The sequence below is a fragment of the Kitasatospora sp. NPDC004614 genome, from assembly GCF_042873675.1.
In the GTDB taxonomy this organism is placed as follows: Bacteria; Actinomycetota; Actinomycetes; order Streptomycetales; family Streptomycetaceae; genus Kitasatospora.
Genome location: NZ_JBIALR010000007.1, coordinates 272,321 through 293,633 on the forward strand (window position 1 = coordinate 272,321; position 21,313 = coordinate 293,633).

General features: G+C 69.4%; 15 protein-coding genes and 2 pseudogenes. 7 read left to right on the forward strand and 10 right to left on the reverse strand.

Annotation, left to right across the window (positions count from 1 at the left end; all coding sequences use genetic code 11):
- Window positions 1-23 precede the first annotated feature (23 nt).
- A complete protein-coding gene (locus ACFYST_RS18295) occupies window positions 24-323 on the reverse strand; it encodes a TetR family transcriptional regulator C-terminal domain-containing protein (RefSeq protein ID WP_387863497.1) in 300 nt (99 codons plus the stop codon).
- On the opposite strand from ACFYST_RS18295, the pseudogene ACFYST_RS18300 reads away from it, so the two are divergent.
- A pseudogene (locus tag ACFYST_RS18300) lies at window positions 275-472 on the forward strand (agmatine deiminase family protein); the annotation flags it as partial. The gene ACFYST_RS18295 and the pseudogene ACFYST_RS18300 sit on opposite strands and share 49 nt — an antisense overlap.
- 24 nt (window positions 473-496) lie before the next feature.
- Here the strand turns inward: ACFYST_RS18300 and ACFYST_RS18305 are convergent.
- Together ACFYST_RS18305 and ACFYST_RS18310 are read right to left on the reverse strand one after the other, a co-directional pair.
- The gene (locus tag ACFYST_RS18305) at window positions 497-1,522 is read right to left on the reverse strand and encodes an agmatine/peptidylarginine deiminase (protein WP_387863499.1); all 1,026 of its coding nucleotides are present in this window, start codon (window positions 1,520-1,522) and stop codon (window positions 497-499) included.
- A gap of 158 nt (window positions 1,523-1,680) precedes the next feature.
- Complete coding sequence (locus ACFYST_RS18310; RefSeq protein ID WP_387863502.1) at window positions 1,681-2,235, reverse strand: TetR/AcrR family transcriptional regulator; 555 nt, start codon at window positions 2,233-2,235, stop codon at window positions 1,681-1,683.
- Window positions 2,236-2,610: 375 nt separating this feature from the next.
- On the opposite strand from ACFYST_RS18310, the gene ACFYST_RS18315 reads away from it, so the two are divergent.
- Together ACFYST_RS18315 and ACFYST_RS18320 are read left to right on the forward strand one after the other, a co-directional pair.
- Window positions 2,611-3,042: a hypothetical protein gene (locus ACFYST_RS18315; RefSeq protein ID WP_387863508.1), complete on the forward strand. Its 432-nt coding sequence runs from the start codon at window positions 2,611-2,613 to the stop codon at window positions 3,040-3,042.
- Window positions 3,039-3,644, forward strand: coding sequence for an HAD-IA family hydrolase (locus ACFYST_RS18320; protein ID WP_387863511.1), 606 nt, complete (start codon window positions 3,039-3,041; stop codon window positions 3,642-3,644). Before ACFYST_RS18315 ends, ACFYST_RS18320 begins: the two co-directional genes overlap by 4 nt.
- Window positions 3,645-3,753: 109 nt before the next feature.
- Here the strand turns inward: ACFYST_RS18320 and ACFYST_RS18325 are convergent.
- Window positions 3,754-3,984: pseudogene (locus ACFYST_RS18325) on the reverse strand (transposase); the annotation flags it as partial.
- 481 nt (window positions 3,985-4,465) lie between these two features.
- Between ACFYST_RS18325 and ACFYST_RS18330 the strand changes: the two are divergent.
- The 4 genes from ACFYST_RS18330 (at window position 4,466) to ACFYST_RS18345 (ending at window position 13,324) form a co-directional block, all read left to right on the forward strand.
- Window positions 4,466-5,701, forward strand: coding sequence for a helix-turn-helix transcriptional regulator (locus ACFYST_RS18330; protein ID WP_387863513.1), 1,236 nt, complete (start codon window positions 4,466-4,468; stop codon window positions 5,699-5,701).
- Window positions 5,702-5,767: 66 nt separating this feature from the next.
- Window positions 5,768-7,039, forward strand: a complete 1,272-nt coding sequence (locus ACFYST_RS18335) for a hypothetical protein (RefSeq protein WP_387863516.1) — start codon at window positions 5,768-5,770, stop codon at window positions 7,037-7,039.
- 5 nt (window positions 7,040-7,044) lie between these two features.
- Complete coding sequence (locus ACFYST_RS18340) at window positions 7,045-10,353, forward strand: hypothetical protein (RefSeq protein ID WP_387863517.1); 3,309 nt, start codon at window positions 7,045-7,047, stop codon at window positions 10,351-10,353.
- 28 nt (window positions 10,354-10,381) lie between these two features.
- Window positions 10,382-13,324: an RNaseH domain-containing protein gene (locus ACFYST_RS18345; RefSeq protein WP_387863519.1), complete on the forward strand. Its 2,943-nt coding sequence runs from the start codon at window positions 10,382-10,384 to the stop codon at window positions 13,322-13,324.
- A gap of 184 nt (window positions 13,325-13,508) precedes the next feature.
- On the opposite strand, the gene ACFYST_RS18350 is transcribed toward ACFYST_RS18345, so the two are convergent.
- From ACFYST_RS18350 to ACFYST_RS18375, 6 genes are all read right to left on the reverse strand, one after another.
- The gene (locus ACFYST_RS18350; RefSeq protein ID WP_387863522.1) at window positions 13,509-14,507 is read right to left on the reverse strand and encodes a 2-hydroxyacid dehydrogenase; all 999 of its coding nucleotides are present in this window, start codon (window positions 14,505-14,507) and stop codon (window positions 13,509-13,511) included.
- A gap of 73 nt (window positions 14,508-14,580) precedes the next feature.
- Window positions 14,581-15,606 carry a 6-phosphofructokinase gene (locus ACFYST_RS18355; RefSeq protein ID WP_387642254.1) on the reverse strand — a complete coding sequence of 342 codons (1,026 nt, stop codon included), beginning with the start codon at window positions 15,604-15,606 and terminating at the stop codon, window positions 14,581-14,583.
- 278 nt (window positions 15,607-15,884) lie between these two features.
- Window positions 15,885-16,613 carry a type 1 glutamine amidotransferase gene (locus tag ACFYST_RS18360; RefSeq protein ID WP_387643026.1) on the reverse strand — a complete coding sequence of 243 codons (729 nt, stop codon included), beginning with the start codon at window positions 16,611-16,613 and terminating at the stop codon, window positions 15,885-15,887.
- Window positions 16,614-16,936: 323 nt separating this feature from the next.
- Complete coding sequence (locus ACFYST_RS18365; protein WP_387642251.1) at window positions 16,937-18,193, reverse strand: MurT ligase domain-containing protein; 1,257 nt, start codon at window positions 18,191-18,193, stop codon at window positions 16,937-16,939.
- A 221-nt stretch (window positions 18,194-18,414) separates the two neighbouring features.
- On the reverse strand, window positions 18,415-19,746 hold the full coding sequence (locus ACFYST_RS18370) for a GNAT family N-acetyltransferase (RefSeq protein WP_387642248.1): 1,332 nt from the start codon (window positions 19,744-19,746) through the stop codon (window positions 18,415-18,417).
- 106 nt (window positions 19,747-19,852) lie between these two features.
- The gene (locus ACFYST_RS18375) at window positions 19,853-21,292 is read right to left on the reverse strand and encodes a pyridoxal phosphate-dependent decarboxylase family protein (RefSeq protein ID WP_387863525.1); all 1,440 of its coding nucleotides are present in this window, start codon (window positions 21,290-21,292) and stop codon (window positions 19,853-19,855) included.
- Window positions 21,293-21,313 lie beyond the last annotated feature (21 nt).

Sequence of the window (21,313 nt, forward strand, 5' to 3'; positions counted from 1 at the left end):
CGGGAGCGTCGCCCGGCGGCAGGTCAGACCGCGGCGGACAGCGCGTCCAGCAGCGTCCGGAGCACCCGTTCGGCGTCCACCGTCCCGTCGAGCGACCCGATGGCGGCGAGCCCGTCCACGGCGGCGGCGAAGGCCTCGCCGAGCGGAACCGGGTCGGCGGTGCTGCCGCGCTCCTCGGCCAGGCACTGGAACAGCAGCACGAAGGAGGACCGCCAGCGCGCGTACTCGGCCTCCAGGCTGGTGCGGACGCGTTCGTCGGAGAGGGCGAGCCAGTGCAGGGCGGCCCAATTACTACCTGTGCAACAACGCGGTGATCTCCGCACAGTTCGGCGACAGCCGGGCCGACAGCGCCGCCAGAGCCACCCTCGCCCGGCTGTTCCCCGGCCGTACGGTCGAGCAGCTCAACATCGACTACCTCGGGGCGGGCGGCGGCGGCATCCACTGCGTCACCCAGCAGCAGCCCGCCGCGTGAACCGGCCGACGGCTACGGCAGCGGCTACGGCAGCGGCTCGTGCATCGTCGAGCAGTGGATCCCGCCGCCCCCGGCCATCAGCCGGTCGACGTCGAGCTGCACCACCGCACGGCCGGGAAAGGCGGCGGCGAGCGCCTCCTTCGCGGCGGCGTCCTTGTACGGGTCGCCGAACTGGGTGGTGATGACGCCGCCGTTGACGAGGTGGAAGTTGAGATAGGAGTCGACGAACTTCGAGCTGCGCGAGCGGACGGTGTCCGGCCCGTGCACGGGAACGACCTGGAGGCGGCGGCCCCGGGCATCGGTGGCGGTGGAGAGGATCGCGAACTGCTCGCGGGCGTCCCGGGCCCATTCGTCGTCGCGGTCCGGGGGCGGCAGCTGGACCATCACCACGCCGGGCCGGACGAACCGGGAGGTGACGTCCACGTGGTCGTCGGTGATGTCCCGGCCCTTGATCCCGGGCAGCCAGATCATGGTGTCCGCGCCGTAGGCCGCCAGGACGGCGGCCTCGACCTCGTCCCGGCTCATGCCGCGGTTGCGGTTCTTGTTGACCAGGCTGCTCTCGGTGGCCATCACGGTGCCGTCGCCGTCCGTCTCGATCGCGCCGCCCTCGCCAACGAAGTCCGTGTGGACGTGCCGCAGGCCCCGGCGGGCGGCGATCAGTCCGGCGACCCGGGCGTCGTCGTGGTGGACCTGCTTGTTGCCCCAGCCGTTGAAGTTGAGGTCCACGGCATCCAGGCCGCCGTGGCCGTTCCGGCGGAACACCGGCGCGGTGTCGCGCATCCACAGGTCGTCGGTGGGAACCGAGCTGATCACCTCCACCCCGGAACCGCACCGGGACCGGGCCTTGCCCGCCGTCCACTCGTCGGGGGCGCACAGGACCACCGGTTCGAACTCGGCGACCGTGCGGGCGATCAGCGCGATGTCGTCCTGGACGCCCCCCAGCCGCAGTCCCCACACGCCCCGGCGGGAGGGCCAGGACATCCAGGTCCGCGCGTGCGGGACGTCGTCCGCGGGCACCCGGGGGCGGGCGTCGGGGTGGTGGTGGGTCATCGAGGGTCTCCGGATCGTGTGACGGTGCCGACGGGCAGCACCTCTCCTGCGGGTCCAGGTTCGCACTGACTGAAAAATCGGTCAAACATGCGCGTGCCCCGGCGCGCCCTCGACATCCGGCGCGCCCTTGACGTCCGGCGCGCGCCGATCTCGGTGGATCAGGAACCGAGCCGGGCCACCTCGACGTCGACGGCCTCGGCCATCAGCGTCCGGGCGTGCGTCAGCGGGAGGCTGCCGCTGAGCCAGCGCGTGCTCAGCCCCTCCAGCAGCGCCGTCAACCGCTCGGCCGCACCGGCCAGCGCCACCGCCGAGGCCATCGGCCGGACGGCGCCGAGCAGTTCGGCGATCTCCTGCACCCAGATCCGGGTGGCCCGGGCCAGGTCCTCCCGCAGCGTCTCGTCGAACACCGCGCTCGCCCGCAGCTCGCCCCAGGCGGTGCTGTTCTCCCGCACCACCGCGGTGTCCTGGAGCTCCAGCAGCAGCGTCTGCTCCAGCTCCTCGCGGGCCGTCAACGGCGGGGCGTCCGCGGCGCGTTCGGTCGTGTACCGCTCCGCCCGGTCGTTGATGAACTCCAGCGTCTGCCGGAGAATCCCCGTCCGGTCCTTGAAGTGGTAGTAGATCAGCGCGGTGGACACACCCGCCTCGGCCGCGAGCTCCTCCACCCGCAGCCCACGCACCCCGCGCCGCGCGATCACCCGCGCCGCTGCTTCCATGATCGACGTTTTACGACTGGCCACGACCCACCACCCTACCGGGGCGCCCCGAAGGAAGTCCGGCCGGGCTGTCCGAAACATCGGTCAGCCCGACAGGGGAGTTCGGCACGGGCGGGGCGCCCGATCCATCAGCTCACCCGCCTCCGCGACGACCTCCCCTTCGACCGCAACCTGCACCGCCGGAGTTTCGCGCGAGCAGGCGGCAGGCCGTTGGGTACCACGACCTACGCCACATCAGGCCGTCAACTGACGGACGACATCGACCTTCCATGGCCGCCAGAGTGGAGCCCGACCAGGCAGTGCTGCCCTCACAGCCCGCCACAGACCCCTGACTGCGGCACGACCCGCCCTGTCCACGTACGTGGAGGATGATCCATGACCGTTGTGAACTTCCATCTCGTCTCCTCGCTGACGCCTTCCGAGGTGCTGACCGTCCTCACCGACTTCAGCCCCGCCCGCTCCGCTGCGTGGCCCACCATCGACGCGGAACACTTCGAGGTCCACGGCACGGGAGAGGGCTGGGCCGAGGTGACCGAGGGCACCGCCGCCGCCTGGGAACGTGCCCGCTACGAGTGGGAGCCCGGAGGGGACACGGTCACCATCCGCACTCTCGACTCCAAGCTCTTCGGGCCGGGAGGCGGGTGGATCTTCCGCATGACTCCCGAGGGCGACGGAACGCGTGTCGACGTTCAACTGACCAGGGAGCCCGCCACCTTGAAGGGAAAGCTGCTGGCTTCCCTGCTCCCCGTCGCGGCGCCGTCATCGCTGCGCAAGTCGTTCGCCGGTCCCCTGAAGGCCCGTTCATGACCTCCTTCAAGGGCCTCGTCCTCGACTTCGGCGGGGTGCTGACGACTCCGCTGGCCCCCGCCGCACTTGCCTTCGAGAAGCGTGCGGGGCTACCGGAGGGCGCCCTGATCAACTCCCTCTACCTGGACCAGGAGATGGTCCGTCACACCGAGGAGCTGGAGAGAGGCGCGCTGACCCAGGCGGAGTGGAACACCGAGGCCGCGGCGCGACTCGGCGTCCCGGCCGAGAACCTGATGGGCCGTATCTTCGCCGACCTGCGCCCGGAGGCGTCCCTGATCGCCGTGGTCGCCGAAGTGCGCCGCGCCGGGGTGAAGATCGGCATCCTGTCGAATTCGGTCGGCAGGGCGCCCTGGGACCTCTACGCCGGGTACGACTTGGAGTACGACGCCGTGGTGATCTCCGAGGACCACGGTCTGCGCAAACCGGAGCCCGAGATCTTCCGGGTCGTCCTCGACCTGCTCGATCTGCCCGGCGACCAGTGCGTGTTCGTCGACGACACCGAGCGGTACCTGGCGCCTGCCGCCGCGCTGGGCCTCACCACGGTGCATGCCACGGAACCGGGGCGGACCGTCGCCGAACTGCGGCGCCTCTTCGGTGCTTGAGTCTGCCGCGCCCGCAGACCCGGGCTCTCGCGGGTCAGGCCCTGGGCACGAGGGTGTTTTCCCAGCCCGCCTCACGGGCCCGGGAAGCACCACGGCAGCCAACTGAGGCTTAGTTGCGAACGCGAGATAGTCCGGGACACGGGTCAGCTTGCGCCGCCCAGTCTCGCGTTAGGTGCAGCTCCCGGTCCACCAGGGCGTGCCCGGACCGGCTTGCGTCGGTGAGGGGGACGGCGACCCGGCACAATCCGATTCCGCCCAGCGCGCCGGAGTGCTGGCGGGCCGCACCGACCGTCTCCGTGGAGGACTTCTCATCGCCGGTCTCATCCACCACCAGCACCGTCTCGTTGCCGGCGAGCTGCTACCGCCCAACGGGTCGCGCGCTCGTGTACGGCGTCGTGCCCCCATACCGCGCGGGACAGGAAGCGTTGCAGCCGGTGCGGACCAAGTCCGCAGGGCCTTCGCGAGCGTCCGCCCGTCCGACGCCCGTCGGTATCGCCTCGGTCAGCTTCGCGAAGGTCTGCCGCGTCTTCCGGCGCGGGAAGCATCTCGCCGCCAGGCCTGCGACCTCCCGAAGGCGGTCCCGCCGCACCTCACCTCTTGGGCTACCTCGGCCTCCACGGCCGCCGCGAACTGATTCGTCGTCACAAACGATCACGATCGTGGTGCCGCTTCCATGTCTGGGGCCACGTCGTCGCCCAGCCGACCAGTGGAGGCGCGTCGTCGTCTGCCATCCTGCCAGCGGTTGGTTTTGCAGGGTGGCTGCGGATCCGCTCGGCGTAAAGCTGTTGCGATGAAGTCTTCAGTGCGCTTTTCTGGCGCACATGGCGAGGCGTCTGCTGACCGTTGATCACACCAAGATCCGCGCGCTGCGAGAGCAGGCCGGACTCAGTTCGCAGGAGCTTGCCGATCGCATAGGCGTCACGTACCGCGTGATCGTGTACTGGGAGGAGGGCAGGTACGCGCCTGAGGCCAGAAACGTGCGGCGACTGGCGAATGCTCTCGGCTGCGCCACCGCCGACCTCACCGGAACTCCTAGCGGGTCCGAGACTCTGATCGACCTTCGGTACGGTGCCGGTCTCACTGCGGAGGAGGTCGCGGCCCAACTACGTGCCACTCCCGTGGGAAGCGACCTGTTCGTGGACGCGCACAAGATCCGGAGCCTGGAGCGGGGCCGTCACGTGTCCGGCTGGAACTGGAAGGAGTCGGACCACACCGGCCGACTCGTGCAGCAAATGGCCACCGTGTACGGGGTACCGGTCCGCATGGTCCTGGATGCCTGGATGCGAACGCGGCCGGCGGACGAGCCTCCTCGTCTGCTGGTACGGGAGCACCACGCTCCGTCGGCAACGGCGGTCGAGCGCTGGCAGGGACTGAATGACCGTCAACAGATCTATCTGGGCGAGATCCTGCGGGACGACCAGATGACCGAAGCGGAGATGTGGATGCGCCGCCAGAGCCAGGTCGGTGTTCCGGCGGCAGCGCAGTGGCGGAAGCTGCCGTTCGCTCTCGACGGGCCCGCCGAGGTCGTCGGCCGCACGCGTCTTCAGCAGCGCCTACGGAGCACAGGTGTTCACGATCAGGGCGCGGGCGCAACCCTCCACTCTCTGGGCCGGTTGGAACTGATCAAGGTATCCAAGGACCGGGTAGAGGTTCCCGGGATCGGTGAGGTGGAGCGCACCCTGGTGGAGATCACCCGCCGCGGCCGCGCCTGCGCCCGCGCCGGGCTGGGAGAGCCTGCCGAACCGTCGCCCCCCGCGCACCTGCTGTCCGAATGGCTGTGGGGTGTTCTGCTACGTGTCGCCGCGGCCGGCCCGGCGGGGCTCCACGAGAGCGAACTGACGGGCAAGTCCTTGTTCTTCCTCGCCGTCGGCTACCGGCCGAAGCGCCAGGCGCACCCCAGCAGAGGGTTCATTGAGCTGCGCCCCCGGCTGGCGCCGGGCGGTACGCACGTCCTCGAATACCGGTGGCACGTCACTGTCCTCGGGCAGCAGCACATCGCCGCATACCTGCATGTCTACAGGGAGATGTACCCGGCCGTAACGCCTGTGTCGGAATAGTCATTTCGGGCGGTCCGAGGCCCTTCCCTGACGATCTGTCAGACCCGTGCTCTACGGTCGTCTGCCGTGACGATCCATGTCGATGACGACGGCCTGACGTTCTCTCACTTCGAGGCGTTCCGGCTGATCAACTTCACCTTCATCAAAGCCTGTCAGACGGTCACCACCCCGGACCTGAGCTCGCGGCACCGGGCCGAGAAGCTGATGCGGTACCACGGGGACTTGCTCGCTGCGTACGGTCCTGGGGTTCCGCTGTCGTTCGGTGACTTCCGCCAAAAGCTGCGCGGCCCCGTCGAGGGACTGCTTCCGCCGTGGCTGGACCGGTCCGGGTTCGGCGATCTCGACTTTCCCGTGGTCGACGAGGACGGTTGCGTTACCGCCAACGCCTTCGATCTGCAGTGGGAGACCGAGCAGTTGCACCGGATCTTGGCGCGGCTCCGGCGGATCGGTCGGATGCGGTTCACCGAGGAGCAGCTCGAGGACGAGCTCGTCCAGGACCAGATGTACGAGATCCTCAAAGGCCGCGGCGACGCCCAGTACGTCAAGGACCGCACCACGCTGGTGAAGTACCCCGCGGGCACGGCCGAGGAACTGAACAAGCGCGGCCTGCCCCTCAACGCGATCGGCTACTACGAGGCGATCCCGTATCACTCGATCTACCACACGTGGTGGTTCCCCTGCACGGTGTGCAAGTGGCCCATGAAGGTCAGCAAGCGGATGACTGCGGGCCGCGAGTACTACCGAGTCGCCTGCCTCTATGGTCGGCATGCCGACACCGGTGCCAGTTTCATGTTCTGGCCCACCTCGGGAGACGCGCCGCAGCTGCACCCCGACAGCTCCGATACTCCCGCTCCGCAGGAGGCTGCGCTCGCGTTGGGTACGACGGGCGCCGTGCCCGAGGCGAAGCCGGTCGAGGGGCACCTGGCGCTCAAGCGCGGTGTGTGGCGCTACACGTGTGTGCCGGGCCTGTACGAGCTGCGTCTGCATACCGTCCTGCGGGAGCGGCTGGCCGCCGGGCAGGCAGATGTCGACGAGGCCGTCAGGCTCTGGCCGATGAGCGATGCGTATGACCACCGCATTGAGGTCAAGGGCCCCGACGGGAGCACGTACGTCTTCACCGTGGACGTGAAGGACTACTCCAATGTCCGCGTCCTGGCCGAGAGCCTGCACCGCAACGAGGGCGACAAGGGCGGAGCCGAGTGGCTCGTCGTACCCGACCACCGGGCCGACCAGATCCCGTTGCTGACCGTGACCTGCGAGAAGTACGGAATGAAAGCCGTGACCATGACCGAATTCGCCCAGCTGGTCTGCCGGAGCGCCGGGGTGGTGTGGGAGTGAGCCAGATGACCGTCAAGGACTCCTTCATCCGCGCTGCGCTGGCCCTTGCCGTCCACTACTTCCCGCAGTGCGACGACGACGGCAGGCCCTTGGCCTCGTTCCGCCACGCAGCGTTCTTCGCCAGCTGCAAACCACAGGCGTGGGACCGGTGGACTGAGCTGAGCAGTGAGGAACGCCTGCTCGTGGCCGGGGTGATGAAGATCGCCAACCCCGACCTCGCCGATGAGAGGCGGTTCGCCTCCGCAGCACGGATCCTCCTCGGCGCCCTGGACATCGGTGACGAGGAGGACGAGGAGACGTCGCTGCACTTGTTCACCCTGGTCGGCGATCCGCTCACCGCCACCGCGGCCCGCCCCCACCTGGGAGGGGACTACCTCGGCTACGTCGAGAGCCTTCTCGCGCCCTTCCGGCGTCCGAGCAGCCGGCGCAAGCCCCACGACTTTGCCGCGCCGGGCCAGATGTACGAGACGAGTGAGCGTACCGAGGGCAATGAGATCGTCCACGGGCGAGTCACCATCCCCCGCTTTCCCTCGTTCACCCAGCCGCTCGGCCACGACGCGCTTCCGGGCATCACCACCCGGCCCGGCCTCGGCACGATCAGGGTCGCCGTCCAGGAGCTCAAGGACATCGCGCGGATCCTGGACACCCAGTACGAGAACACCGAGGCGGGCCCCTGGCTGCTCAAGGTGCTGACGGGCCTGCTCGACCGGCTCAAGGCCCGCGACACCGACACCGTCGACGTGCTGGACCTCTTGGCTGGCCTGACCCAGATCTTCCACGCGCCCACCGGAACTGGAAAGTCCGTGCTGGTCCGCTTGCTGGGCTCGTGGGCCGCGCTCAACAACTACCGCGTCACCCTGCTCGTCCCCGACGTCAAGGCCACGCTCGCCTCGGTCTGGGACATCGGCCGGGACCTCGAGATCCTGCACAAGGCAGGCAAGACCGAGCAGTTGGCGACCTGCGCTCCGCTGATGTCGCCGTCCTCGCGGCACCACAGGGCGCTCAAGCACGCGTCCCTGGTCAAGGAAGACCCCGACGCCCCCGGGGAGTGGGGCAAACGAGGGCTCCGCGACGTCGACCACCTCGCTTATGGGTGCGCGCAGCAGCATTGGCTCGATTCCTCCGGCACCTACCACCCCGGCAGGGAGAACTGCCTGGGCCTGCGGGGCGGCGGAGATATGCTGGCCTGCCCCTGGATCCCGACCTGCGGCAAGTTCACCCCCGCTTACCAGGCCGCCGACGCCACGGTGATCGTCACCAACCACCACAACTTCATTCAGGGCACCATGCGGGTGGGCATCCAGATCGACGGCCGCCCGACCCGCTCCGTCACCGTCCGCGAATTCGTCCTCCGCGCCAGCGACTTCGTCATCATCGACGAGATCGACGCCTTCCAGGCCGTCGCCGTCGACCGGTGCGCCATCACCGTCGACCTGCACTCCCGGCAGCCGTGGACAGCGGAACCGCAGACCCTGGACACCGCGGCCAAGTACCTTCCCCTGCGGTTCGAGAACCAACTCATCGAACCGATCAGCCACGTCCGGCTCATGGCCGAGTCCCTGCTGACCGGACTGTGCACCAAGGCGTTCCGGCTCAACCACCACGACGACGCCAGAGTCGCTCGGCTTCGGCACGAATACGACTACGAGGGGTGGCGCCTGCCGCGTTCCAAGGACCGCGAGCTCATCAGCATCCTGTTCCCCGAGTACGAGGTCGGCGACGGCCAACCGCTTCCCCGTGAGGCCGTCGACCGGCTCAACGCCCTGGTGCCGGCCCTCGATATCAGCGAGGACGACGCGCGGGCCCGCACACGCGACTTCCTGGAGCCTGAGTGGGAAGGTGTCAACAGAATCCTGGGCACCGTCGTGTCGCCGCGCGGCATCAACCAGCGCGACGCACTCAAGCTCAGGCTCCACCAGGAACTGGTCCCGATCGTCAGCGACAGCCGCGCACGCAACCGGGCCATCGACCACCTCCTCATCCGCACACTGATGAGCGAGCTGGACAACTCCTTGGCCGGACTGCGCGACACCGCCCAGTCACTGCGCCACTCCGAGCTGATCTCCGCCAACAGCATCATCGACTCCATGCACTCCGGCGGCATCGCCGAGGTACTCCCGCACGGAACGATCGGAAAGCCCATCAACGGGTACCGGGTCACCGGCATGAAGAACCCGGAGAAGGACGCCAAACTCTCCGCCCAGCACATGGCCGGTGACCCGCACACCTACGTGTCGGAACTCGGCGGGCTGGTCTCGCTGATCACCGCTGGCGTGGAACGGCCCGTCTTCGGGCTCTCCGCCACGGCCTACTTCCCCCAGGCGGTGAAGGAACACGTCCACGCTCCCGTGATGTGGTGGATGACCGACGCGCAGGAAGAGTCCATCCTGGTCGAGTCCTCGGCCGTCACCTACGGGAACGGTCACCGCAACGCGGGGGGACGGATCCAGGTTGCTGGGAGGTTCCCCGCCGACAAGCCCGAAGCCCTGCGTGAGATCGGCGAGCGCCTGTACGAGACGAAGCTGTCGCGGAAACTCGCTCGCCTGGCCAAGACGGACAAGACCCGCGCCCGCGTGATTCTCACGGCCAACAGCTACGAGCAGTGCGGCCACATCGCGACCGGCCTTTCCAAGGCGAAGGGGCTCTCCCACCGAGTGTGCGTCCTCGTCCGGGAGGAAGACCGCCACAGCAACGTCCGGCATCTCCCCGATCCGTCGCTGGTCCGCCGCATCACTGTCGAAGAGGTTGAGGAGTTCCCCGAATTCGGCGACATCCTGGTCGCCCCGCTGGCTAACATCGCCAGAGGATTGAACATCGTCGTCAACCTCCGCTCGGCCATCCACTCCATCTACCTGTGCGTGAGGCCCCCGCTGATCATCGACGATCCGACCTGGATGTACGGCAGCGTCAACGCCGCAGGCATCAACTCGCTGTCTGCATCCGATACGTCGGACCCCGTCGCGGCTCTGCAGAACGCCCACGCCGCAGCACGCGATCATTTGGCCACCATCCTGCGCTCCTCCCCTCAGCTGTCGACCATGGACCTCGTTCTCCAAGAGCAAATGGTCGCCGGGATGCTGGTCTCCCTCATCCAGCTCGCCGGCCGTGCCCGGCGCGGCGGCACCAACATGGAGCTGCACTTCGTGGACTACGCCTTCCAGGACGAGACCTGGAGCTCCGACCTGGCCAGCATCATCGACCGCATGGCCCGCCGCTGGGGGCCGGAAGAACGCCGGCAGATGGCCGAACTGTACGGCGAGGCGGTCAACGCCTTCCTGACCTACGCGGGCGTCGACCTCGCCCTCTCCACATAGCCCAGCGCTCCCGAAAGAGACCACCGCAGTGACCGACAGCAGCACGCCCCTCCCGAGTACCCTCACCCTGCGCTGCACCCCCGAACTCGTCCAGGGGCAGAAGGTGTACGTGCGCATCTTCCCGCGGAGCGTGCGGGACGAATGGGAGAAGGTGACGGGCGAGGGGGACGACGAGCAGAAGAACCTGCCGTACTCGACCGCGATCACCTACCTGAAGTTCAAGACCGGCGGGTACGTCCACCTTGACCGATACCTCAACTTCCTGGTATCGCTGGAGAAGATCGACGACGACACCCTGCGCCACGTCTTCCGGTGCATCGTTGGCTACAGCAAGGGGATGAACACCGACCAGGCAGTCCTCCTCGAAGTGCCGCCGGTGGCCGAAGCCATCGCGAGCACACCCGAGCAGGAGTTCGAGATGGCCCGATTCCTAAAGCCGGCCTCGGGCAAGCAACCGAAGTGCCCCGACTGGATGTACGTGGCCGTGCCCTGGGTGATCTCCAAGAAGCTCGCCGAGCAGAAGTTCACCATCTACGACCTCGTCCCGATCACCGAGAAGGTCCCCGCCAAGGAGAAGGACGGCTCCTTCACGCTCGACGCCAACGGCGACCAGGTCTACAAGAACCGCACGATCGGCTGGAAGGCCAACCCGAACAAGCGGGAGGTCACCTACCTGCCGGACAGCAGGGGCGGGCTCATCGCCTGGGACGCCCCCTTCGGCCGCAAGTACAACGTCCGCGACGACGGAACCGAGGTCAACGCCACAACCAAGGCCCAGTACGCGATGTCCCGGCTCTCGGTGGTCATGAAGACCGAGCCCAACATCGTCGATCCCGTCATCTTCCTGGACGCCCACGTCACCCGCGTGGACAGCAACATGGTCCTCGCCAAGTCGACGCACATCCACCAGGGCAGCGACGGACTGCCGATCCTCCACACTGAACTGGTCCGCAGCGGCACTGTCCGGGCGGTCAACCAGCGCGCCCTGGAGCTGCTGGCCCGCGACAAGATGGACGTCAGCCTGCTGCAGGAACTGCAGACACGCGTCACGGTGGAACGGGCGGTGCTGCAGAAGGCCGCCGACGACGGGACCTTCCCCACGTTCATCACTCCCGACGCCGGCGCCATCCGCCCGCTCATGGCGAAGAACGACAGCTTCGCCGTCGGCACGGGCCCCGGCACCCTGCACCTGAGGCTTCTCGCCGAGCACGTCACCAAGGCGCTGGGCGAGAAGGCCACCTGGGTCGACTTCGCGGTGGAGCCGATGGTCTTCGAGCCTCGCCCCACGGACAAGCAGAAGATGTCCCCGCAGGAGCGGGAGCGCCGGACCAAGGCCGGAGAGGTCCTCCACAGCATCGGATTCCCTCCGGCCGAGGAGATCACCGCATCGGTGAACGCCCAGGGGTTCGAACACCTGCGGATCGTGTGCCTGTGGTACCGCCACAGCACCCGCCTGCGTATGGTCAACGCACTCTCCCTGGCCTTCCCGGACAGCCCGCCCATCGGCGACCCGCAGCCGGGCGAGGAGATCACCCTCGCACCCGGCATCAGCGCGGTTTTCCGCAAGGCCGAGCGCTTCCTGGCACACGGCGACGACATCGACCGAGCAGTGGAGTTCAAGTCCTTCGCAGACGACTTCGCCGACAGTGACTCGCACGTAATGGTCGGCGTCTGGTGCGAGACCGAGCTTCCGGCCCTGAAGAAGAAGGACGGAGAGAAGAGGAACGCCTTCCTGCTCCGCAAGGAGCGATACGACGGGAAGTTCCGGGTCCGCCGTCTCCTGGCCAAGAAGGGCTTCGTCTGCCAGTTCACGAGCGGGATGAAGCCGGGATCATTCGGAAAGCCCGCGACGGAGATCAGCCCCCCGAAGCAGGGGAAGGACCACGCCGCGTACATGGCGCTGCTCGACCTGTACCGCTCGCTCGGCATCATCGACCAGCGCCTCGCGCGGGCCCTGGCGAAGGACAGGAAGGGAGACGAGGCCGGCAGCCTCGTCTACTGCGGCATCCACGCGCGCCGGCAGACCAAGACGGCTGACGGCAAGCAGACCAAGCGCATCATCATCGCTACCGCCCTGTTCCCGCCGGAAGAGGAAGACGGCACCTGGACGCTGCGGGCGTGGACTCCCCTGATCGGGGCATGGGTGCCCTACCGGGAGGCGATCGCGGCCTTCCACGCGAGCGACTACGCCCTGCACGTCGACGGCAAGGGCCAGACGGACAAGGAGCGCTGGGCAGAGGCCGCGGCCCAGGTCGAAGACGCCCTTGCCAGCCTCGTCCGCGACGAGCTGGAACCAGGCACGCGCTACGTCGTCATGGTCGACGGCCACGCCTGCCGTCGGATGTGGACGGGCCTGCACAACGATAAGCAGAGCTACGAGGAAGGGGAAAGCACCGATCCGCGTACCTGGCTGCCCGGGTATGGCAAGGGCAAGAACGCCCCGCGCAGGAGGCCGAGCGCTGTCATCCGGATGAACGTCGCTCCGACGGAGGTTCCCCAGTACGTCCCCGTCTCGCGCGAGAACGATTCGAAGACGGACAAGGAGGACATCGACTTCACATCGACCAAGCTGCACCGCGCCAAGGTGGATTTCGGATACCCGTTCTGGGTCCTCTTCAACGTCCCACGCAACTACCAGGCCAAGGGTGGCGACCTCGGAAGTAAGATCACCCGCTGGGACGCCGATCCGGGCAAGGGTGGTGACGAAGGCGAGCGGGAGGCAAACCAGCTCAAGACCCCGTGGTGGGCCATGACGGCGACCGAGATCTATCCCGTCGGCGTCGCGGAGGGCATCGACCGGACGATGCTGGCCCGCGCCACCGCGAGGCTGTGCCACCAGACCATCGCCTGGGCAGATCGCTCTCGGTACGCGGTACCACTGCACGCGGCCAAGCAGTTGGACCTCGACCATCCGCAGTACCGCCGGTCGGCGCCGCCAGACGAACTGGGCGACGAGGACTCTGACGAGTAGCCACAGTGCGTTGCGTCATCGTGCCCGGCCATCGTGGCCGGGCACGATGACGGGACGGCAGTCGGGACGGCTGGCAGGTCGTGCAGGGCCAGGCATCGGGGCCTCGCCGCAGGGATTGGGCGAAGTCGAGCTGGGATCCCGCTCGAATGTCGACCCCGGAATGCGGCTGGCGCGGTACCCAAGATCATGAGTTCTTCGGTACGAGGGTGTTCTCGTTGGTGCGGCCGGCCGCGTAGTCGTCGATGTTGCGGGCGGTGGCGTCGATGATCTGGCCGACGGCGGTGTGGGTGAAGTAGGCCTGGTGGCTGGTGACGAGGACCTGGGGGAAGGTGATGAGGCGGGCGAGGGTGTCGTCGGTGATGCCGTGGATGGAGCGGTCGGTGAAGAAGACGCCGGTTTCTTCCTCGTAGACGTCGAGGCCGACGCCGGCCAGGCGTCCGGCGCGCAGGGTTTCGACGAGGGCGACGGCGTCGACCAGGCCGCCGCGGCTGGAGTTGACGAGGATGGCGTCGTGCTTCATGCGGGCGAGGGCGGTGGCGTCGATGAGGTGGTGGGTGGCGGGGACGAGGGGGACGTGGAGGCTGATCAGGTCGGCCTGGGTGAGGAGTTCGGGTAGTTCGGTGTAGTGCATGCCGAGGTCGAGGCAGGCGGGGTTGGGGGTGATGTCCCAGCCGAGGAGGTGGGTGCCGAAGCCGGCGGCGATGCGGGCGAAGCATTCGCCGATCTTGCCGGTGCCGATGACGCCGACGGTCATGCCGTGGATGTCGCGGCCCATCAGGCCGTCGAGGCGGAAGTCGAACTCGCGGGAGCGGTTGGCGGCGCGGGTGAGTCGGCGGTTGACGGCCAGGGCGAGCGCCCAGGCGTGTTCGGCGACGGCGTAGGGGCTGTAGTGGGAGACCCGGGCGATGGTGAGGCCGAGTTCGGCGGCGGCGTCGAGGTCGATGTTGTTGAAGCCGGTGGAGCGCTGGGCGACCAGTCGGGTGCCGCCGGCGGCGAGGACGGAGAGGGTCTTGGCGTCGAGGACGTCGTTGACGCTGCTGCTGACGGCCGGGTAGCCGGCGGCGAGCGGGGCGGTGTCGCGGTTGAGGAACACGGCCAGGGTGCGTAGGGAGTGCCGGCCCGCGAAGGCCTGTTCCAGGAGCGGCTGTTCGTCTGCTTGGACGCCGTAGGCGAGGATCTCCATGCGGCGAAGGCTATCGCCGGGGGCGCGCCGTGGTGAACCACGACGCGCCCCCGGAACGGCAGTTGGCGGGCCGTCAGATGACGGTCTCGGCCTCCAGGTAGCGGTCGGACGGCACCGTCTTCAGCTCGGCGACGGCCTCGCCGAGCGGCACCAGGCGGATGTCGGTGCCCTGGAGTGCGGTGATGTGGCCGAACGCGCCCTTGTGGGCGGCCTCGACGGCGTGCCAGCCGAAGCGGGTGGCGAGGACGCGGTCGTAGGCGGTCGGGGTGCCGCCGCGCTGGGTGTGGCCGAGGATCACCGGGCGGGCCTCCTTGCCGAGGCGGTACTCCAGTTCGCGGGAGAGCTGGGTGGCGATGCCGGTGAACCGCTCGTGGCCGTACATGTCCTTGGTGCCCTCCTCCCAGGCCATGGTGCCGGGTTCGGGCTTGGCGCCCTCGGCGCACACCACGATCGCGAACTTCTTCTGGCGGTCGAAGCGTTCGCGCACCACATCGGTCAACTTGTCGATGTGGAAGGGGCGTTCGGGGACGACGATGGCGTGCGCGCCGGCCGCCATGCCCGCGTTCAGGGCGATCCAGCCGGTGTGGCGGCCCATCACCTCGACCACCATGACGCGCTGGTGCGACTCGGCGGTGGTCTTCAGCCGGTCGAGCGCCTCGGTGGCCACCGACACGGCGGTGTCGAAGCCGAAGGTGACGTCGGTGCAGGCGATGTCGTTGTCGATGGTCTTTGGCACGCCGACCACCGGCAGGCCCGCGTCGCTCATCAGCTTCGCGGCCTTCAGGGTTCCCTCGCCGCCGATCGGGATCACCGCGTCGATGCCGAGGTCCGCGCAGTACCGCTTGGCGCGCTCCACGCCGTCGCGCAGGTGGCTCGGCTGGACCCGGGAGGAGCCGAGGATCGTGCCGCCCTGGGCGAGGATTCCGCTCACCGAGTCCAGCGTCAGCGGGCGGTGCACGCCCTCCAGAAGACCGCGCCAGCCGTCCTCGAACCCGATGATCTCGTCGCCGTGGTCGACCACCCCCCGGTGGACCACGGAACGAATGACGGCGTTCAGGCCGGGGCAGTCACCGCCACTGGTCAGGACACCAATACGCATTGCTTTGCCAACTCCCGAGCAGGATTCGGACGGCCGGACTGGTGGTTGAGAATCGGACATAGCGCCCGAATCGGACCTGCTGCACAGCATACGGTTCCTGCGTCCGGCCGGGCCGAAACCGACGCGGGGGCGGCTTCCTCGACGCACCACACGTAACTGCGACCCGACCGCCGAGGAGGGTGTTGCGCCCGGGCTCTCCTTATTCTCCTATGAAGTTGTTCCGCCGGGGACGGCTGACCACATGGCGGTCAGCCGTCCACCGAGTCAACAGCCGGCGGCTACGCCGGGCGGGCCGCCGCGGCGATCCGCTCGGTGCGCAGCGCGTCGTACCAGGTGGTGTCGGCCGCCGGCAGCGCGTTGACGTCCAGCGCCAGCTTGATCAGCATGTCGGCGACGCCGGGGTTGCGGGCCATCACCGGACCGTGCATGTAGGTGCCGAACACCGTGTCGCGCCAGGCGCCCTCGGTGCCGTCGCCGGTGCCGTTGCCCCGGCCGACCTGCACGTTGGCGAACGGCTTGACGCCCTCACCGAGGTGCGTGACGCCCTGGTGGTTCTCGAACCCGGTCAGCTGCGGCAGACCCAGCGCCGGGTCCACCTCCGCCAGCACGTCGCCGACGCAGCGCGCGCCCTCGCCGCGGGTGGTCCACACGTCCAGCAGGCCCAGGCCCGCCTCGCGCTCGCCGAGGTCGTTCACGAACTCGTGGCCGAGGATCTGGAAACCCGCACAGACCGAGAAGATGATCGCACCGTTCTCGGCCGCCCGGACCAGCCCGCCGTCGTTGCGCAGCCGCTCCGCCGCGAGGCGCTGCGGACGGTCCTCACCGCCACCGATCAGGTAGATGTCACCACTGGTCGGCACCGACTGGTCGGAGCGCACGTCGATCCGCTGCACCCCGAGACCGCGCTGCTGCGCCCGCCGCTCCACCACCAGCGCGTTGCCGCGGTCGCCGTACGTGGACAGCAGGTCCGGGTACACCCAGACCACCCGCAGGCTGCTCTCACTCATCCTCGAAGACCTCCCGTACCTCGGCGCCGCCTCCGGCGCATCGCCCCCGTACTGCTGCTGCGGCTCGTCGAACCCCTGCTGCCGGCCGGTGAACTGCTGCTCGCCGTACGGCTGCTGGTCGTACTGCTGCTGCTGGTCGTACTGCGGCTCGCCGTACGACTGCCCGCCGTACTGCTGCTGCTCGCCGTAGTGCTGCTGCCCGTACTGCTGCTGGTGCTCGGCGAACTGCTGATCGGCGAACTGCTGCTCGCCGTACGGCTGTTCGCCGTACGGCTGTTCGCCGTACGGCTGCTGGCCGTACTGCTGGTAGGACTGGTCGCTCATCAGGCCACCACGGCCTTGCGGAGCTGCTGGAACGCCGTGTAGTTGGCGATCGCCTCGATACGGCCCTCGGGGGCGGCGTCCACCGCCTGGGCGAGCGAGTCGACGACCTGGAACTGCAGGCCGGCGACCTCGAGGCGGACCGCCAGGTCGAGCTTGCGCTGGCCCATCACGAAGATCGGGTGACCGGCCAGGCGCTCGTAGTCGACGTCCCACAGCCAGGAGGTGTCGGTGCCGTCGGCGTCCATCGCGTTCACCGACAGGATCACCGGCGCGGGCGGACCGTCGATCAGCGAGAAGGTCTCCAGCCAGCCGGCCGGGTTCTTCGCCAGCAGCAGCCGGATGTCCCGGCCGCGGTACTGCACCACGTCGTAGCGGCCGGCCACCGCGGCCACCGACTCCATGCGCTGCAGCGCGACCTGCGGGGCCACGCCGAACACCGCGGCGACCGCCGCCGAGCTGGTGGCGTTGGCCAGGTTGGCACGGCCCGGCAGCTGGAGCTGGATCGGCCAGGCACCGCGGTGCGGGTCGATCACGTGGGTGCCCTGCAGCGCCCAGTGCGGGTTCGGGCGGCGGAAACCGCACTCGCCGCAGAACCAGTCGTCGCCCGGACGCTGCATCACACCGCCGCACGACGGGCACGACCAGGCGTCCTCCTTCCACGCCTGCCCGGCGGCCACCCAGACCACCTTCTTGCAGGACGAGGCGGCCCAGGTCACCAGCGGGTCGTCCGCGTTGGCGATGATCACGGCCTCGGTGTCCTTCAGACCCTCGCGCCACTTCTCGGCCATCATGCGGGTCTCGGCGGCCCGGTCGAGCTGGTCGCGGGAGAGGTTCAGCAGCGCTATGGCCTTCGGCCGGGTGTCCCGGGCGACCATCGGCAGGTACTTCTCGTCCACCTCGATGACGCCGAACCTGGCGTCGGTACCGCCCGCGAGCGCCGCGGTGATACCGGCCGGCATGTTCGCGCCCAGGGCGTTGGAGACCACCGGGCCGGCCGCCTTGAGGGCCTCGGCGATCAGCCGGGTCGTGGTGGTCTTGCCGTTGGTGGCGCTGACCAGGACCACGTCCAGGTGCTCGGCCAGGGTCTTCAACAGATCCGGGTCGAGCTTGAGTGCCACCTTGCCGCCGATCACCGACCCGCTGCCGCGTCCGGCCTTCTGGGACAGCGCGGCCGCCATCTTGCCGGCCGTCACGGCGATCTTTGCGCGGGCGGGCAGCGAGGCGTCGCGCGCGGCTTCCGAATCGGTGCCTGGCATGCTCAGGGGTTCCTCCTTGCAGCGGCACCGCCCGGGCCGTTCGACGACCCACGGGCGGCAGGGACGCACTCAGCCTACCGACTCCCGCCCGCACACTTGAGCAGGGGCAACTTACCGGCCCGTGCCGCGCCCGGACAGGACCGTGCCACAACCGGCCCGGGGACGGCCGCGAGCGGCCCGGCGGCGGAAGGCGACGCTCCACCACCGGGCCCGACGAACCGTCAGCGGGCCGCCCACGGCGCGGGCAGTTTCTCCGCCGCCTCCAGCAGGTGCGCGGTGATCACCACCGTGCCGTCCTCCACCTGGAAGTCCAGCGGCGCCGACAGCCGGCGCATGGTCGAGATCAGCCCGGTGTTCGCCGCCGTGGTCACCGCGTACACCGTGCCCACGCCCGCCTCCAGCGCCAGCGCCGCCATCCGCCGCACCAGATCCACGCCCAGGCCCCGGCGCTGCCAGGCGTCCTCCACCAGCAGCGCGATCTCCGCGCCCTCGTCGTCCCACATCAGGTGCGCCAGCGCCACCAGCCGGCCCTGCGCGGTCTCCACCGCGAGGGTCTGCCCGTGCCGCGGGTCCAGCAGGTGGTCCAGATAGCGGTCGGCGTCCTTCACCGGCCCGTGGTAGCGCCGGCGCAGCGACTCCGGCGAGCACCGGGCGTGCATCGCCACCGCCGCGTCCTTGTCCGCCGGCGTGGCCCGGCGCACCGTCAGGTCGTCCCCCGCCGGGCGGCTGATCCGCGCCTCGACCTGCGGGACCCGCGGGCCCAGTACGGCGTCCAGCTCCACCAGTGCCCGGGCCCGGGCGAACTCGGTCGGCGTGAACGGCAGATTCGGCCGGGACAGCTCCAGCAGGTCCCCGTTCGGCAGCGGCAGCCGCATCAGGTGCCCGTCCACGCCGGGCTGCACCGCCCGGCCCCGGCCCGGGTACTGGCGGATCGCCGCCCGCCCGAACAACTGCCGCAGCGCGAGCGGCAGTTCCGCCGCGTCCAGCGCGGTCCGGGTGGCCAGCGCCAGCACCTGCCGGGGCACGTCCACCAGCTCATGGGCATCCGCCCGGTCGGTCCAGATCTCCCGGCCGCCGCCCGCCGCGACCGCCGCCACCAGCTCCGCCCGGGCCAGCGAGGCCGGCGCGCGGACGATGAACTCGTCCACCGTGCAGTCGGGCAGCGGGTGCGCCTGCATCGAGAGGATGTTCACCCGCCGCTCCGCCAGCGCCGCGCACACCCGGGCCAGACTGCCCGGCTCGTCGGCGACGCTGGTCCGCAGCCGCCACAGCGCGGTCGGCTCATCCGTTGAACTCACTTCGGGTCCGCCCGGTGGTGCGAGGGCCGCCGGACCGGGCGGATGCCGGTGCGCGAGCCAGCCCCGGAACAGCGCGGTGCCGAGCATCGCCGCCGCGGAGGCGAGCAGCAGCACCGGCCCGTCGTGCCCGTGCACCACCACATTGGCGACCAGGTCGGCGGCCGCGACCGCGGCGAAGACCGCCGCGAGCTCGACCGTCTCCCGGCGCCAACGGTGCGATTTACCGGTTCTGTGGGTGTACGCCTTGTCATCCATGCCTGAATGGTGGCGCTCCGCTGTTTCACGATCACGAACCCCCCGTGACCCGACGGTTAATGTCTGCGCGGGCCCCCGTCGGATCGGCGCTGATCCGCTCCCGCGATCACTTGGACGTGCGGCCCCGGTCCAGGAGTTCCGCGCCGGCCGATTTCACCTCGTCCAGCAGCAGCCGCAGATCCGCGTCCGTGGTCGCGGAGTTCAGCAGGCACGCCCGCAGCATCTCCTGCCCCTGGTACACCGCGCCGGTCACGAACACCCGGCCGCGCTGCTGGATCGCCACCGGCAGAACGGAGTTGAGCTGCTGGACCTCCTTCTCGCCGAGACCGGCCGGACGGAAGCGGAACGCCACGATCGACGTCTCGACGGGCGCCAGCAGCTCCAACTCCGGGTCCTGCTCCACCCACTCACCCAGCCGCCGGGCCTGCCCCGTGCAGTGCGCGATGTCCCGGGCCACCCCCGAGCGGCCGCGATGCGCGATCGACGCCCACACCTTCAGCGAACGGAACGGCCGGGTCTGCTCCGTGCCGTACTCCGAGAACCAGCCGAGACCGCCCGCCTCCTCGTCCCGCAAGTACGACGGCACCAGGCTGAACGTGCCCCGCAACTCCTGCGCGTCCCGCACCAGCGCGCACCCGCAGTCCACCGGCACCCCCAGCCACTTGTGCGGGTCCAGCGCGAGCGAATCGGCCCGCTCGAGTCCCGCGTAGCGGTGCGAGATCTGCGGGTCCAGCACCCCGAACGCGCCGTACGCGCCGTCGATGTGGAACCACAGGCCCTCGCGGGCGGCCAGGTCCGCGATCGGCTCGAACGGATCGACGGCGCCGGTGCCGACCGTCCCTGCGGACGCCACCACCAGGAACGGCAGCCGGCCCGCCGCGCGGTCCTCGGCGACGGCCTTCTCGAGGCTGTCCAGGCGCAGATGGCCGTCGGCGTCCGACTCCACCACCCGAAGGTGCTTCGACCCGAGACCGAGCAGCTCGGCCGCCTTGCGCACACAACTGTGCGCCTCGCCCGTGACGTACCCCACCAGCGGCGGCATCCCCGCGAGACCGTCCTCCCGGACGTCCCAGCCGGCGTTCCGCGCCGCACGGTTACGGGCCGCCGCCAGACAGACAATGGTCGCCATCGAGGTCCCCGAGGTCAGCAGACCGCCACCGGCCGGGTGCGGAAACCCCACCAGCTCGGCTATCCACCGCACCACGGCCCGCTCCAGGTGCACATCGGCGTGGTCGCCGCCCGCGGAACTCGGGTTCATCGCGGACGCGGCCAGCGTGGCGAGAATCCCTGCGGGCTGCGGCGAGGAGTTCACCCACCCGAAGAACCGCGGGTTCCCGTTGCCCATCGGGTGCGGCATGATCTTCCGCTCAACGGTCTCCAGCAGCTCCGCGAACCCCGCCCCGTCCTCCGGCAGCTCCAACTCCAGCAACGCCGACCGCTCCGCCGGGTCCATCGGCTGCCACACCGGGCGCGAGGGCAGTTCGTCGAGGTAGTCGGCCACCAGCTGCGCGGCGGCCTGAGCGGCACTTCTGAAGTCGTCGTTCATGAGGCGGAATGGTAAGGGGAA

Coding starts and splice junctions, on each gene's coding strand:
- ACFYST_RS18360 (WP_387643026.1), bottom strand. CDS start 16,613: ATGAGTGAGAGCAGCCTGCGGGTGGTCTGGGTGTACCCGGACCTGCTG.
- ACFYST_RS18305 (WP_387863499.1), bottom strand. CDS start 1,522: ATGACCCACCACCACCCCGACGCCCGCCCCCGGGTGCCCGCGGACGAC.
- ACFYST_RS18350 (WP_387863522.1), bottom strand. CDS start 14,507: ATGGAGATCCTCGCCTACGGCGTCCAAGCAGACGAACAGCCGCTCCTG.
- ACFYST_RS18320 (WP_387863511.1), top strand. CDS start 3,039: ATGACCTCCTTCAAGGGCCTCGTCCTCGACTTCGGCGGGGTGCTGACG.
- ACFYST_RS18355 (WP_387642254.1), bottom strand. CDS start 15,606: ATGCGTATTGGTGTCCTGACCAGTGGCGGTGACTGCCCCGGCCTGAAC.
- ACFYST_RS18365 (WP_387642251.1), bottom strand. CDS start 18,193: ATGCCAGGCACCGATTCGGAAGCCGCGCGCGACGCCTCGCTGCCCGCC.
- ACFYST_RS18330 (WP_387863513.1), top strand. CDS start 4,466: ATGGCGAGGCGTCTGCTGACCGTTGATCACACCAAGATCCGCGCGCTG.
- ACFYST_RS18375 (WP_387863525.1), bottom strand. CDS start 21,292: ATGAACGACGACTTCAGAAGTGCCGCTCAGGCCGCCGCGCAGCTGGTG.
- ACFYST_RS18315 (WP_387863508.1), top strand. CDS start 2,611: ATGACCGTTGTGAACTTCCATCTCGTCTCCTCGCTGACGCCTTCCGAG.
- ACFYST_RS18340 (WP_387863517.1), top strand. CDS start 7,045: ATGACCGTCAAGGACTCCTTCATCCGCGCTGCGCTGGCCCTTGCCGTC.
- ACFYST_RS18310 (WP_387863502.1), bottom strand. CDS start 2,235: ATGGAAGCAGCGGCGCGGGTGATCGCGCGGCGCGGGGTGCGTGGGCTG.
- ACFYST_RS18370 (WP_387642248.1), bottom strand. CDS start 19,746: ATGGATGACAAGGCGTACACCCACAGAACCGGTAAATCGCACCGTTGG.